Raw genomic sequence first — 14,033 nt, forward strand, 5'->3', positions numbered from 1 at the left:
CGTGAACATCCGCAGAGCCGCCTGCGCCACCCTGCTCGTCGCAGCGACGACCACTGCCTGCGCCGGCACCGGAAGCGACGACGGGCAGCAGCCCACGACGGCCGCCAAGGCCGGTGGCACGCCCACGGCGTCCGCCACCGCCAAGGGCTCCGCCCTGCGACTCGGGTCGGACCACCACTGGTCCGACACCGACCTCGACGGCAGCCACATCAGCGGCACCACCACCGTCGTCGGCTACACCCAGCCCGCCGAGGGCGTTCACCTGGGCGACGAGGTCTCCCACTTCCCGCACCCCGTGTGGGCCGTGCTCGACGTCAAGGTCTGCGCCGACGAGGACAGCACGAACGTCCTGGTCGCCCAGCAGCCGTGGCAGCTCGGTTTCCCCGACGGCACCCGCGTCGCCGCGCCCTTGATCAGCGGAGCGGGAGTGCCCGGGCCGGAGTACCCGGTCGACGGCGACCTCGTAAGACCCGGTACGTGCCTGCGAGGAAAGATCACGTTCAGCGTGGAGAAGGGAACCCGGCCCGACCGGATCGTCTACGGCCCCGAAGGCCGCGATCCGGTCCAGTGGGCGGTGCCCGAGCCCCGGAAGTGACCGGCGGCCGGCGCTCGACCGGGCCGGCGCCCTGCGTCGCGGCACACCGCACAGCCGACGCCCGCCGGCACCGGGTCCGACCCGGGCCGGCGGGCGGCCGTCACCTACGAGCTACTGCCCCGGGTGCAGAACCACCTTGGTGTAGCCCTCGATGCGCTTGTCGAACTTGTCGTACGCCGTGGGTGCCTGGTCCAGCGGCATCTCGTGCGAGACGACGAAGCTCGGCCGCGCGCGCCCCGAGATGATGAGGTCGCGCAGCTGCCGGTTGTAGCGCTTCACGTTGCACTGCCCGGTGCCCAGACGCAGACCCTTCTCGAAGAGCTTGCCGACCGCGACCATGAGACGGCCGCGCTTGGACTGCTCGTCCGGCGCGCCCGGGTCGGACGGCACGTAGAGCCCGGGTATGCCGAGCGCTCCGGTCGGCCGGACCGTCTCGATGATCGAGTTCAGGACGGCCGCGGGCTCCTCGCGGGTCTCTTCCGCGCCCTCGGGCCTCGCCATGGCCTGATAACCGACCGCGTCGATGCCCTTGTCCGTGCCCTCACCGTTGGTGTGCTCCTTGATCTGCTCCACCGGGTTGCCCTCGGCGAAGTTGATCGGGATCGCGCCGATCTCCTCGGCCTTCTGGAGCCGTTCGAGGACACGGTCGACGACGAACACCTTCGACGCGCCCCGCAGCATGGCCGAGTAGGCGGCCATGAGACCGACGGGCCCGCCGCCGTACACCACGACGCTCTCGCCCGGAGAGACCTGGGCGAGCTCGTTGCCGTGGTAGCCGGTCGGGAAGATGTCCGCGAGGAGAATGAAATCTTTTTCATTCTCCGTGCCTTCCGGCAGCTTCAGGCAGTTGAAGTCGGCGTAGGGTACGCGCACATATTCCGCCTGTCCTCCGGGCCACGGCCCCATGGCCACATATCCGTACGCGCCACCGGCGAAGCCCGGATTCACGGTGAGGCAGAATCCGGTGTAATCGGCCACACAGTTCTTGCAGAATCCGCAGGCCACATTGAAAGGCATGACCACACGGTCGCCCTTCTTCAGGGACGTGACGCCGTCGCCGAGTTCCTCGACGATTCCCATGTTCTCGTGACCGAAGACGATGCCCGGTTCGGCGGCGGTGCGACCCTCGTACATGTGCAGGTCAGAGCCGCATATCGCGGTGGACGTCACTCGTACGATGACCTCGTTCGGGTGCTGGATCCGAGGCTTCTCGACCTCTTCCACCGCTACTTCGAACGGTCCCTTGTAGACGACAGCCTTCATGCCGACACCTCCAATAAACGATGCGTGCTCGCTGCTGGAGGCAAACGGCCGTCAACGGAACGTAGCTCTGTGCGAACGGGCCGTAGAAACTCTCGCGGCCGTTCGCCTCGCGTGACCCAACTCTCATGCTCCCCCTATAGGGAGGATGAGACAAGCCAGCTATCTTCGAGAGGAAGGAAGTGCCGATTTCAACCTCGCGCCGAACCTCGTGCCGAATGGGAGGACGAGAGAAGTGACTCAGCGATCCGGGACCCTGCTCGTCCCCGTGCCCGGCCTGTCGGGCACCACATATCCGCCGGGGACGCCCGTGGCCATCACCGGCCGTGGCTCGTCCGTCGACGCCTTCGTGGGCGGCGACTGGCTTCCGCTGGCCTGGTGGGAGTTCGCCGAGGGCCGCGAGGACATCGTCGACCGCTGACGGCGGCCCCTCCGAGGCGGTCGAAGTGGCGGAGCCCGTCCGCGACTTCGCCCCGCGTCGCGTGCCTGACATGAGCTTCCGAGCGCCTTGCATGAGCTGAGCCCGTGACGTGGCGCCTCTGCGACTGCCGTGCCCGAAGCCGAAGTTGAGCCCTCCGCGCGACCGGATCGCTTGGCGGCCGGACCAGTTGGCGGAGCGTTCGCGACGCGGACGGGAACCGCGCTCAGACGATGGGCGCGGGTGCGCTGTCGAGACCGTCGGCCATGACCAGCTTCAGCTTGGTCTCGTCCGCGCTGCCGGGCTGTGCGGTCAAGATCACGATCTTGAGTTCCGAATCGCCGTCCGTCAGCACGTCGCAGTCCACGTCGACGGGCCCGACCCGCGGATGCTCGATCGTCTTGCGGTCCTCGCGGTGCGCGGCCACCGCACCGCTCGACCACAGCCGGGCAAAGGTCGCGTTGCCCTCGGTCAGCACGCGGATCAGCTCCGCCAGGCGCGCGTCGTACGGAAAGCGACCGGTCGCCCGGCGCAGGTCGGACACGATGGCGAGGTCCGAACCGTCCTGGTTCTCCACGAGCACCGGCCACGACGAGACACGCCCGGCGTCCGGACCGACCGGAAACCGCTCACGGGCGAAGTTGCGCCGCTCGGGCGGCGTGGCCGACGGATCGCCGACGAGAGCCGCCCACCCCGGGTTCCACCAGATCATCTGCCAGTCCGCGGCGAACACGGCGACCGCGACGTCTCCGAGCCGGTTCAGCACGCGGTGGACGCCCGGCGGGATGCGGTCGGGGACCGGCTCGTCGCCCGGCGGCACCAGCCCGGCCATGCGGTGGAGATGCTCACGCTCGGCGGCGGTCAGGCGCAGTGCGCGCGCGAGGGAGGCGACGACCTGGGCCGAGGGCGCCGTGGCCCGCCCCTGCTCCAGGCGCACCACGTAGTCGACGGACAGACCGGCTCGTTCGGCGAGTTCTTCGCGACGCAGCCCGGCCGCTCGGCGCGTCCGGCCCGTCGGCAGGCCCACGGCGGCCGGGGACAGCCGCTCCCGCCAGGCGCGGATCGTCGCGCCCAGTCCAGCCCCCTCGTTCGTCGCCATCCGTCCATCCTGCCCCACCTCCGAAGACCGTGGTACTGCCGTTCCTACGGTCGGAGCGTCCCTGGCGGGGCACCCGCGTGCTGGGGACGATCGACGCATGACCACCACGTTCATCACCGGAGCCAACAAGGGGCTCGGCCACGAGACCGCCCGCCGCCTCGTCGCACTCGGCCACACCGTGATCATCGGAGCCCGCGACCTGGAACGGGGCGCGGAGGCGGCCGCCACGCTCGGCGCGCGCCACGTCCGCATCGATGTCACCGACGACGCGTCGGTCGCCGCCGCGGCGGCCGACGTCGCCGCGCGCGAAGGCGTGGTCGACGTCCTGATCAACAACGCCGGCGTCCACGGTCCGCACGGCGATCCCGGCGACCTGACCGGCGCGGACGCGCTGGGCGTCTTCGACGTCAACGTCTTCGGCGTGATCCGGACGACCACCGCCTTCCTCCCGCTGCTGCGCCGGTCCCCGGACCCGGTCGTCGTCAACGTCAGCAGCGGCATGGGATCGCTCGCCCTCACCCACGACCCGTCGCGCGCCGAGTCCTCCGTCGTCGCACCCCTGTACACCGCCTCCAAGGCGGCCCTCACCATGCTGACCACGCAGTACGCCAAGGCGCTCAAGGACATCCGCGTCAACGCCGCCGATCCCGGCTACACGGCAACCGATCTCAACGGTCACAGCGGCCCCCAGACCCTTGCCGAGGGCACCGACGCGATCGTCCGTCTCGCCACCGAGGGCCCCGGCGCCGGTTCGGGACGCTTCATCGACCGCACCGGCCCGATCGACTGGTCCTGACCCGGCAGGCCCGACCCGCCGAGCACGCCACTCTCATCCGGAAGGGGCGAAGCAGAGGCGCGGGTCACCGTCCTCGGCCGCGTCCGTACCGATGAGTTTCCGGTCGCCGTAGCGTCTCAAGAGCGGGGACGATTGCGCCCCTTTCGTCGAAGAGGCCGAACCGGACGTCGACGTCCGAGGGAGTGGTGGGCGATGAAGCTGGTCGTGCAGGAGTTCCTGACGCTCGACGGTGTCTCGCAGGGGCCCGGATCCCCGGACGAGGACACCAGTGACGGCTTCGGGCGGGGCGGCTGGTTCGTGCCGCACCTGGACGAGGACTTCGAGCGGCTGGCGGGCAGCTGGCTCGGCGAGGCGGACGCGTTCCTGTTCGGCCGCCGTACGTACCAGAACTTCGCCCGGGACTGGCCGAAGATGACCGGCCATCCCTTCGCCGCCGTGCTGAACGGTCTGCCGAAGTACGTGGCCTCCCACAGCCTGACCGAGGCCGAGTGGAACCCGACCACGATCCTGGCCGGCGACATCCCGGCCCAGGTCGCCGAGCTGAAGCGGCGGCCCGGGCGGGAACTGCAGGTCCACGGGAGCGCGCGGCTGGCCCAGTCCCTGCTGGCCGCCGGTCTGATCGACACACTGCGCCTGGTGATCGCCCCTGTCGTCGTGGGCCAGGGCCGACGCCTGTTCCCCGACGGAGGCGCACCGGCCGGTCTGCGGCTCGTCGGCCATCGGACGACATCGGGCGGGCTGTCGGTGCACACCTTCGAAGCGACGGGACTGCCGGAGTTCGGGACGTACGGCGCCGAGGCCTAGCACGCGCCGGTGCCGGGCGGGGAGGCTGCCCGCGTGCCCCACCGGGCAGTCGCCCCACGCCGTCCGGAACGACCCGGGCCCGGTCCTGGGCGCGCACATCGCATGGGGCCGACGAAATGGGGGACTCGAACCCTGCGGATCGGCGAACGGACCGCCGGTCTTCTGAGAGGTGCACGGGGTTCATGGAGAAGTCATCGTTGTCGGAACATGAGCGTCGCGTACTCGCACGGCTGGAACGGCTGCTGCGGCAGGACGAGGCGATCGACCTGGGGATGCGCCGGCTCGCCGCCGGCCGGAGGCACGTGCTGCGGGGGATCGGCTCGGGCCGCAGCCTGGGCCTGCTCTGCCTCCTGTCGCTGTCCCTCATGATCACGGGCATGGCGACGTCCCAGACACTGGTCACCGTGGCGTTCGCCGCGGTGTGGGCGGTCACTCTGCTGCTGGCGGCTACGTGGCTGTTCGCCTCGTCCGGCCGACGCAGCCTGTGACCGGACGGGCGACACAGCCTGTGACCGGACAGGTGCCGCCGACGGTGCGGGACGACCGGGCGGTCCGTGCCTCACGACCTGTCCGGACGCGCGGTCCCTGCTTCACGAACTCTCCGTACGCACGATGACGACCGGGCAGGTCGCGTGCTGCGCGACGTGCTGGCTCACCGATCCCAGCAGGGCGCGCGTGAACCCGCCCCGGCCCCGGCTGCCCACCACCAGCACCTCTGCCCCTTCGGCAGCCCGCAGCAGTACGTCGGCCGCGTTGCCGCGGACCAGCAGTGCCCGGACCGAGGCGGCCGCGTCCGCGCCGAGGGCGTCCCGCAGATCCCCGGCGAGTTCCTCACGGGCCTCCGCCTCGTCGAAATCCGTGTCGACGACCGGTGCCGACCAGTTGTACATCCCTGAGAGTTCCCAGGCGCCGACCGCGTCCACGGTCCCGCCCACGAGACCGGCATAGCGCACGGCCCAGCGCAGCGCCGCGTGCGACGACGATGATCCGTCCACGCCGACCACGATCCGCGGCCCCGAGACTTCCCCGCTCATGCGTTCCACCTCTCACGTCCCCCATGACTCCACGATTCGTCGGCCCACCCCCTCTCACGCTGCGTGACTCCGGCCGGCGGCGCCACAGCAGGGCGTCCGACAGGGCAAGATCCACCCGGCTTCCCGGACGCGGTGCCTACCATCGGAGGGAGGAACCACGGCGCACGTACTCGGGTGGAGCTGAGTACATGCGCTCTGGTCGGTGCAGGGGCGGGCCGGAAGGCTGGGGCCATGCGCGAAGGACTGATGAAATCCCTCAACCACCTGATACCCGTCGTCGTGTCGGCCGGGGTGACGCTGGCCCTGTGGGCCGCATGGCTGGGCTGGGACCAGCACCAGGACGTGCGGCCCGACGGGAGCACGACCGGCCCTTACGAGGCGTGGCAGGTGATCGGACTGGTGCTGACTCTGCTGGCACCGGTGTACTGGGCCGCGTCCCGGAGTCATGTCGCGGCCGCGGTGCTCGGCACGACGATCGGTCTGACCGTTGCCGCCTACGTCGACTGGTCGGACGACTCCAGCGGCCTGTTCATGGTCGGCGTGGGCATGGTCATGGTGGGGAGCCTCGTGGTCACCGCGCTGGTCGCCTCCCTGATCGCTTCTTTCCACCACGACGGTCGGAGCGCCGGAGCCTGAGGTCCGCAGCGCCGGCTTTCGGCGACCGCCCGGACGGTCCGGTGCGGTCTCCGCCGAGGCGGGTCCTGAAGCCGTCGTCCGGGAGCGCGGGCGGTGACCGGCCGGAGTCCCTCCAGCGGTCCTCGACCTCGCGCACCCCGCCGGACACACGAGCGACGTCGCTCGCCGACTCGACCGGGCGGCGCGACGGCCCGACTCGGCCGCGGCAGTCGCTCGATATGTGCTCCGGGCCCCTCACAACAGGACATGATCGGCAGGGCGGCCCGAACCCGACCATAGGGTCCGGATCATGAATTCCTCCTCGTCCGCCCGCCTTTCGCCGCCGACGGTGAACAGAACGACGCGTCCGGCATTCGGCCCCAGTTGGTTCGCCGCAGTGATGGGCACCGGCATCGTCGCCAACGCGGCGGTCACCCTCCCGCGGGGCTTCCACGGCCTGCGGACCGCGGCCACGGTGGTCTGGCTGGGCGCCGCGCTGCTGCTGATCCTGCTGACGGTGCGCTACCTCGGCCAGCGGGCGCTGCGGGTGCACGCCGCTGATCCGGTGACGGCCCAGTTCTTCGGTGCACCACCCATGGCGCTCCTCACCGTGGGCTCCGGGACGCTGCTGCTGGGCCCTCCGCTGATCGGGGCCGGCGCGGCGCTGGCCGTGGACTGGGTGCTGTGGTCGCTCGGTACCGTGCTCGGTCTTGCCGCAGCCTGCACCGTGCCCTACCTGATGGTCACCCGGCACCGCTTCGCGCCCGACGCGGCGTTCGGCGGCTGGCTGATGCCGGTGGTGCCGCCGATGGTCTCCGCCGCGACCGGTGCGCTGCTCGTTCCCCACGCACCGGCCGGACAGCCGCGCCTCGCCCTGCTGCTGGGCTGTTACGCGATGCTCGGACTCGGCTTCGTCGCGGCACTGCTGGTGCTGGCCATGATCTACGGCCGCCTGGTGCACCACGAGGTGCCCACGGGAGCGGTGGTGCCCACGGTGTGGATCGGCCTGGGCGCGCTGGGCCAGTCGGTGACGGCGCTCGGCGCGCTGGCCGCGGTGGCTCCGAGCGCGCTGCACGCGCCCTACGCGCGCGGTGCCGGGGTCTTGGCCCTGCTGGGCGGAGTGGTGGTGTGGGGCTTCGCCATGCTGTGGCTGGCACTCGCCACAGGGCTGACCGCACGGACGATCCGGGCCGGGCTGCCCTTCGCGCCCACTTGGTGGTCCTTCATCTTTCCGGTCGGCGCCTGTGTGACGGCCACCAGTACCCTCGCGGGGCGCACGGGTTCGCTGCTGTTCGTCTCGCCGGCCGTCGCGCTCTACGGGCTGCTGGTCGCCGCCTGGGGAGTCGTCGTGGTCCACTCCCTCCGTCACGCCGCCAGGCACATGACCCGCCGACCTGCCTAGCGTCGGGACCAACTCACCGGCGGCATGGGCCAGTTCCTCGATGCCGGAAGTTGCGTGTATCGCGGGCGTATCGAAAATCGCATACGCCACCGCAACGGCCCTGCGTCTCCAATGGGGGCGTGAACAACGACGCATCCTCACCGGCACCGCCCCGCCGCACGCGAAGGGTCGTGCTCCTCGGCCTGGCGGTCCTGGGCTCGGCGAGCGCCGTGTTCGTCGTGCGGCGGCCGCTCATGATGTCCGCTCCCATGTGCAGGGCCGGGCGGTGGCACGGCTGTTTCGACACGTTCAACGGCGTGGTGCTCATGACGCTGGTTGCGTTGCCGTTGGCGGCGCTGGTGGTGTGGGCTCTGGCGCGTCGCCGGCGAGCCGACGGCGTCCCGTCGGAGTGGGCGTGGCGCGCGTCGGCGGCCGAGGTGGGAATGGTCCACGGGACGGTGCCGCTCGTATGGCTGACGATGATGCCGGGCGCCGCGCCTGGCTCGGCCCCCGCCCGGGTGAGCCTGGTCCCGCTGCGGGACCTGATCACGATGGGGCCGCTCGGGATCGCGGGCAACCTGCTGATCTTCGCGGCGCTGGGGTTCTTCGCCCCGATGCGGTTCGCGGCGCTCGCATCCGTGCCGCGGATCCTGGCGCTCGGGGCAGGCTGCTCGGTCCTGGTCGAAACCGCACAGTACGCCCTGCGCCTGGACCGGGTGTCCTCCGTGGACGACGTACTGGTCAACGCCGCCGGTGCCCTGCTGGCCGCGCTGGCCTCGCGCCGCTGGTGGCGCACCACGACGGGAGCGCCGGCGGACCGGCCCCGCCCCGCGCCGGCGCCGGCGGGCTGAGCCGCGTGTGCGGTGTGCACAGGCCGACACATACGAGGGCCTGTGCCCGGCGTGCGCAGGCTGACACATGCGAGGGCCTGTGCCCGGTGTGCACAGGCCCACGCATACGTCGGCGATATGCCGTCCTGCTTAGGCTTCGGACATGCGCGTACTGATCGTGGAGGACGAGCCCTACCTGGCCGAAGCCGTCCGTGACGGTCTGCGGCTGGAGGCGATCGCCGCCGACATCGCCGGCGACGGCGACTCCGCCCTGGAACTGCTCGGCGTCAACTCCTACGACCTCGCGGTCCTCGACCGTGACATCCCCGGCCCCTCCGGGGACGAGGTCGCCCGGCGCATCGTCGCCTCCGGCAGCGGCATCCCGATCCTCATGCTCACCGCCGCCGACCGGATCGACGACAAGGCTTCCGGGTTCGAACTCGGCGCCGACGACTACCTCACCAAACCGTTCGACCTCCGAGAGCTGGTCATGCGGCTGCGGGCGCTCGACCGCCGACGCGCGCACGCCCGGCCCCCGGTCCGCGAGATCGCGGGCCTCCGGCTCGACCCCTTCCGCCGGGAGGTCTTCCGCGACGGACGCTACGTCGCGCTCACCCGCAAACAGTTCGCCGTGCTCGAAGTCCTCGTCGCCGCCGAGGGCGGGGTCGTCAGCGCCGAAGAACTGCTGGAACGCGCCTGGGACGAGAACGCCGACCCCCTCACCAACGCCGTGCGCATCACCGTGTCCGCACTGCGCAAACGGCTCGGCGAACCATGGATCATCGCCACAGTGCCCGGTGTCGGCTACCGCATCGACACCCGCCCCGACGGCGCCCGCCCGGGCAGCACGCATGCATAGACGCCCAGGACTCAGCGTCCGACTGAAGCTCACCCTCAGCTACGCCGGGTTCCTCGCCGTCGCCGGCGCGCTCCTGCTGGCCGTGGTGTGGGTGTTCCTGCTGCGCTACGTACCCGACAACCCCAAGGGGCTTCTCGGTATCTCGCCCAACCGCTACCTCCTCGTCCGCACCTTCGCCCCCGCCGCGGCCCTGGCGATGGCCTTCCTGCTCGTGTTCGGCCTCGTCGGGGGGTGGATCCTGGCCGGCCGGATGCTCACGCCGCTCACACAGATCACGGATGCGGCACGGCTGGCCGGGGGAGGGTCGCTGTCCCACCGGATCCGCATGAAGGGCCGCCAGGACGAATTCCGGGAACTCTCCGACGCGTTCGACACGATGCTCGACCGACTCGAGTCGCACGTCGCGGAGCAGCGCAGGTTCGCCGCGAACGCCTCCCACGAACTGCGCACCCCGCTCGCGATCTCGCGGACGCTCCTCGACGTGGCCCGCAAGGACCCGACACGGGACCGGGGCGAACTCATCGAACGCCTGCACGCCGTCAATACGCGGGCGATCGACCTCACCGAGGCACTCCTGCTGCTCAGCCGCGGCGACCGAGGGCAGTTCACCCGCGCGAGCGTCGACCTCTCCCTCCTCGCCGAAGAAGCCGCCGAAACGCTGCTTCCCCTCGCCGAACAGCGCCGGATCACGCTCGACGTCACCGGCGGGGCGGCCCGCACCAGTGGCTCCGCGGAACTCCTGCTGCGGATGGTGACGAACCTCGTACAGAACGCCATCGTCCACAACCTCCCCTCCGGCGGCACCGTGACGGTCCACACCGAGGCGTACGGCGACACGAGCGTGCTGCGGGTCGAGAACACGGGTACGCGGCTGCCACCGGAACTCGTACCGACCCTCACCGAACCCTTCCAGCGCGGAACGGAACGCGCACGCACCGACGAGCACGCCGGCGTCGGCCTCGGCCTGGCCATCGTGCACAGCGTCGCCCGCGCCCACGACGGGACCCTCGACCTCGCCCCCCGCCCCGACGGCGGTCTCCTCGTCACGGTCCGGCTCCCCGGCACACCGTAGGCATCGTCCCCGAGCGGTCGAGCCGGTCGTTCGCCGTCGTGCCTGGTCCTGTCCGTGCACGTGTGACGTCGGCGTGCGGGTGGTCCATGAGGCGGGGGTATGGGAGAAAGTGCCCGGTGACAGCCTTCCATCAGGAAACCGTCCTGTTGCCGCCATGTCCTGAAGTGACGCTTTCGTGGCATTCCTGGCTATCTCTCCCGGCTCCAGTGGAGCCCTAGCGTCGGAGACGCGACACGAACCGGACGGGTCGAGTCCGCGGCAGACGAGCGGCGGAAGCGAAGCCCCCGTGCACGACAAGTGACCGCCGGGACCTCCGGGCGTGATCGCCCCAGCTCGTTCTCGAAGAGGAAAGAAGGCGATCCACACCGTGGCATCGCAACCATGCGCTGGTGAGCCAGTGCTGCACGGACCGGAATTCGGTATCAACGAATGGATCGTGGACGAACAGTACGAGCGGTACCTGCGCGATCCCGGATCGGTCGACAGGACCTGGAGGGACTTCTTCTCCTCCCCGATCCCGGCGGCCCGCCGGGAGCCGCCCAAGGCCGCGACGAACGCGCAGGACAGCGCCGACGGCGCGGCGGCCGGAGCCGTCCGCGTCGCCGCGCTCATCGCCGCGTATCGGGCCCGCGGACACCTGGCGGCCGACACGAACCCGCTCATGGCGGCGCGGGCGGTCGCTCACCCTGAGCTCGACATCGCGGCATTCGGACTCCGGGACGAAGACCTGCCGGAGGAGTTCGTGGTCGACGGATTCGCCGGACAGGACAGCATGACTCTCCGCCGGGTGCTGGAGGTTCTGCAGGACTCCTACTGCCGGACCGTCGGCACCGAGTACATGCACATCCACAGCTCCCAGGAACGCCACTGGGTCCAGCGGCGGCTCGAATCGCCCCAGCCCCGGCCGGACGTGGCCGAACAACTGCACATCCTCTACCGACTGGGCGCGGCCGAGTCCTTCGAGACGTTCCTGCAGACCAAGTACGTGGGGCAGAAACGGTATTCGCTCGAGGGCGGCGAGTCGGCGATCGTGCTGCTCGACGCCCTGCTGCTCCGTTCCATCAGGCAGGGAGTGGGGGAGGCGGTCATCGGAATGGCCCACCGGGGCCGGCTCAACGTTCTGGCCAACATCGTCGGCAAGCCGTATGCGGAGATCTTCCGTGAGTTCGAGGATGCTGCGGCGGGCGGCGTCCCGGTCCCGGGATCCGGCGATGTGAAGTACCACCTCGGCGCGGAGGGGACCTACCGTGCCCTGGACGGCGGCGCCATCGCCGTCTCCGTCGTGGCGAACCCCTCGCACCTGGAGATCGTGGGACCGGTGGTCCAGGGAGTGGTGCGGGCCAGGCAGGACCGGGCCGCGGACCGGAGTGAATCCTTCCCCGTGCTGCCGATCGTCGTCCACGGCGACGCCGCTTTCGCCGGACAGGGCGTGGTGTCCGAGACGCTGAACATGTCGCAGCTCCCCGGCTACCGCACCGGCGGAACGGTCCACATCGTCATCAACAATCAGATCGGCTTCACGACCTCACCCACCGCGGGGCGTTCGGGCACCCACGCCACCGACGTCGCTCGGTCGGCCGGGGCCCCGGTCTTCCACGTCAACGGGGACGACCCCGAGGCCGTGCTCCGGGTCGCACGCCTCGCCTTCGACTTTCGTACGGCGTTCCACAAGGACGTCGTCGTCGACCTGCTGTGCTACCGGCGTCATGGCCACAGCGAGGTCGACGACCCGTCCATCACGCAGCCCGCGATGTACGACCGCATCGACGCCAGGCCTTCGGTGCGCGCGCTGTACGCCGAGGAGTTGCTCCGCCGAGGGGACATCGGGGAGCGACAGGTGGAAGGCGCCTTGCGGGACTTCCGGGGGCACCTCGACCGGGCCTTCGCCGAGGCGCGGGCGCAGGCGGTGCCTCGTCCACGGAAGCCCGTGGACGCCGCGGACACCCGGGGCGTGCCCCTCTCCCCGGCTGCGCGGGCGACCGCGATCACGGAGACGGCCGCCCGGCACGTCATCGCCTCCCAGACGGCTCTGCCGGGAGACTTCACCGTGCACCTGCGCGTCCTTCCGCAGCTCCAGAAGCGCGCCGCGATGCTGGACGCGGACGCGATCGACTGGGCCACCGCCGAATCGCTGGCCGTCGGTTCCCTGTTGCTGGACGGCATTCCGGTGCGGCTGGCCGGGCAGGATTCCCGCCGCGGCACGTTCGGTCAACGGCACGCCGTGCTCACCGACCGGCACACCGGCACGGAGCACACACCGCTGAACCAACTCGGCACGCAGGCAGCCGACTTCGCGCCCTACGACTCGATGCTGTCCGAACTGGCGGCGCTGGCCTTCGAGTACGGGTACGCACTGGCGAGACCCGAGGCACTGGTGCTGTGGGAGGCCCAGTTCGGCGACTTCGCCAATGGGGCCCAGACGGTCATCGACGAGTACATCTCCGCATCCGAACAGAAGTGGGGGCAGCGCTCCGGGGTGACGCTGTTGCTCCCGCACGGCTTGGAAGGGCAAGGGCCCGACCACTCCTCCGCCAGGATCGAGCGGTTCCTCCAGTTGTGCGCACAGGAGAACATGACGGTCGCCATGCCCTCCCTGCCGGGCAACTACTTCCATCTGCTCAGGCAACAGGCGCTCGGCGGGCACAGAAGGCCACTGATCGTCTTCACCCCGAAGTCGATGCTGCGGTCGAAGGCGGCCACCTCCGGGCTGACGGAGTTCACCAGGGGCACGTTCCGTCCGGTCGTGCCGGACCGGACGGCGGTCCCCGCCGCGATCCGGCGTGTGCTGGTGTGCTCGGGCAAGGTCTTCCACGACCTGGACGCACACCGGCGCGAGTCCGGTCGGCGGGACACCGCGATCGTGCGCCTGGAGCGTCTCTACCCGTTCCCCGAGGAGGAGTTCACCGCGGAACTCGCCCGCTTCCCCGCCGAGGCCGAGGTGCGTTGGGTCCAGGAGGAGCCGGAGAACCAAGGGGCGTGGACCTTCGTGTGGCCCCGTGTGCGGCGGTCGACGAGCCGTCCCGTCGATTGCGTCAGCCGACCGTCGGCGGCAGCCCCCGCCGTGGGGTCCGCGGGACGGCACGCCGGCGAACAGCGGGATCTCGTGGTGTCGGCCTTCCGCTGACCGCGCCGCCCGCCTCGGGGGCGAAGCGGCGCGGCACGCATCGACGGCTGCGCCGCGGTGGGGATCGGTCGACACGAGATGCCGACGTTCTCCAGGCGGGTGGACCTGTCATCGGGGCGGAAGGCAAGTGACCGCCCGACCACGTC

14 protein-coding genes are annotated in these 14,033 nt (G+C 70.8%); 11 read left to right on the top strand and 3 right to left on the bottom strand.

Annotation, left to right across the window (positions count from 1 at the left end; translation table 11 throughout):
• The first annotated feature begins 1 nt into the window (after nt 1).
• Nucleotides 2-595 carry a hypothetical protein gene (locus ACSYGO_RS42135; protein WP_460389960.1) on the top strand — a complete coding sequence of 198 codons (594 nt, stop codon included), beginning with the start codon at nt 2-4 and terminating at the stop codon, nt 593-595.
• A 111-nt stretch (nt 596-706) separates the two neighbouring features.
• Here the strand turns inward: ACSYGO_RS42135 and ACSYGO_RS42140 are convergent, their stop codons facing one another.
• Nucleotides 707-1,858, bottom strand: a complete 1,152-nt coding sequence (locus ACSYGO_RS42140; protein WP_426675343.1) for a glutathione-independent formaldehyde dehydrogenase — start codon at nt 1,856-1,858, stop codon at nt 707-709.
• Between the two features lie 232 nt (nt 1,859-2,090).
• Here ACSYGO_RS42140 and ACSYGO_RS42145 point away from each other — a divergent pair, with 232 nt between their 5' ends.
• Nucleotides 2,091-2,276: a hypothetical protein gene (locus tag ACSYGO_RS42145; protein ID WP_426675342.1), complete on the top strand. Its 186-nt coding sequence runs from the start codon at nt 2,091-2,093 to the stop codon at nt 2,274-2,276.
• A gap of 223 nt (nt 2,277-2,499) precedes the next feature.
• On the opposite strand, the gene ACSYGO_RS42150 is transcribed toward ACSYGO_RS42145, so the two are convergent.
• Nucleotides 2,500-3,372, bottom strand: coding sequence for a helix-turn-helix transcriptional regulator (locus tag ACSYGO_RS42150; protein ID WP_432189570.1), 873 nt, complete (start codon nt 3,370-3,372; stop codon nt 2,500-2,502).
• A gap of 97 nt (nt 3,373-3,469) precedes the next feature.
• Here ACSYGO_RS42150 and ACSYGO_RS42155 point away from each other — a divergent pair, with 97 nt between their 5' ends.
• The 3 genes from ACSYGO_RS42155 (at nt 3,470) to ACSYGO_RS42165 (ending at nt 5,460) form a co-directional block, all read left to right on the top strand.
• On the top strand, nt 3,470-4,168 hold the full coding sequence (locus ACSYGO_RS42155; protein WP_435226369.1) for an SDR family NAD(P)-dependent oxidoreductase: 699 nt from the start codon (nt 3,470-3,472) through the stop codon (nt 4,166-4,168).
• Nucleotides 4,169-4,360: 192 nt separating this feature from the next.
• Nucleotides 4,361-4,972, top strand: a complete 612-nt coding sequence (locus ACSYGO_RS42160; protein WP_460389961.1) for a dihydrofolate reductase family protein — start codon at nt 4,361-4,363, stop codon at nt 4,970-4,972.
• Between the two features lie 197 nt (nt 4,973-5,169).
• The gene (locus tag ACSYGO_RS42165) at nt 5,170-5,460 is read left to right on the top strand and encodes a DUF3040 domain-containing protein (protein ID WP_435226365.1); all 291 of its coding nucleotides are present in this window, start codon (nt 5,170-5,172) and stop codon (nt 5,458-5,460) included.
• A gap of 102 nt (nt 5,461-5,562) precedes the next feature.
• Here the strand turns inward: ACSYGO_RS42165 and ACSYGO_RS42170 are convergent, their stop codons facing one another.
• The gene (locus tag ACSYGO_RS42170) at nt 5,563-6,006 is read right to left on the bottom strand and encodes a universal stress protein (RefSeq protein WP_460389962.1); all 444 of its coding nucleotides are present in this window, start codon (nt 6,004-6,006) and stop codon (nt 5,563-5,565) included.
• 231 nt (nt 6,007-6,237) lie between these two features.
• Between ACSYGO_RS42170 and ACSYGO_RS42175 the strand changes: the two genes are divergently transcribed.
• The 6 genes from ACSYGO_RS42175 (at nt 6,238) to ACSYGO_RS42200 (ending at nt 13,887) form a co-directional block, all read left to right on the top strand.
• Nucleotides 6,238-6,642 (top strand): hypothetical protein, encoded by a 405-nt coding sequence (locus ACSYGO_RS42175; protein WP_460389963.1) that lies wholly within the window; start codon nt 6,238-6,240, stop codon nt 6,640-6,642.
• A gap of 289 nt (nt 6,643-6,931) precedes the next feature.
• Nucleotides 6,932-8,023, top strand: a complete 1,092-nt coding sequence (locus tag ACSYGO_RS42180) for a TDT family transporter (protein WP_460389964.1) — start codon at nt 6,932-6,934, stop codon at nt 8,021-8,023.
• Between the two features lie 119 nt (nt 8,024-8,142).
• Complete coding sequence (locus tag ACSYGO_RS42185) at nt 8,143-8,853, top strand: VanZ family protein (protein ID WP_460389965.1); 711 nt, start codon at nt 8,143-8,145, stop codon at nt 8,851-8,853.
• 142 nt (nt 8,854-8,995) lie between these two features.
• A complete protein-coding gene (locus tag ACSYGO_RS42190) occupies nt 8,996-9,691 on the top strand; it encodes a response regulator transcription factor (RefSeq protein WP_426675334.1) in 696 nt (231 codons plus the stop codon).
• Nucleotides 9,684-10,763: a sensor histidine kinase gene (locus ACSYGO_RS42195; RefSeq protein ID WP_426675333.1), complete on the top strand. Its 1,080-nt coding sequence runs from the start codon at nt 9,684-9,686 to the stop codon at nt 10,761-10,763. The genes ACSYGO_RS42190 and ACSYGO_RS42195 overlap by 8 nt, the downstream gene beginning before the upstream one ends.
• A gap of 397 nt (nt 10,764-11,160) precedes the next feature.
• Nucleotides 11,161-13,887 (top strand): multifunctional oxoglutarate decarboxylase/oxoglutarate dehydrogenase thiamine pyrophosphate-binding subunit/dihydrolipoyllysine-residue succinyltransferase subunit, encoded by a 2,727-nt coding sequence (locus ACSYGO_RS42200; protein ID WP_460389966.1) that lies wholly within the window; start codon nt 11,161-11,163, stop codon nt 13,885-13,887.
• The last annotated feature ends 146 nt before the right edge of the window (nt 13,888-14,033 follow it).

The sequence above is a fragment of the Streptomyces krungchingensis genome (assembly GCF_054729265.1).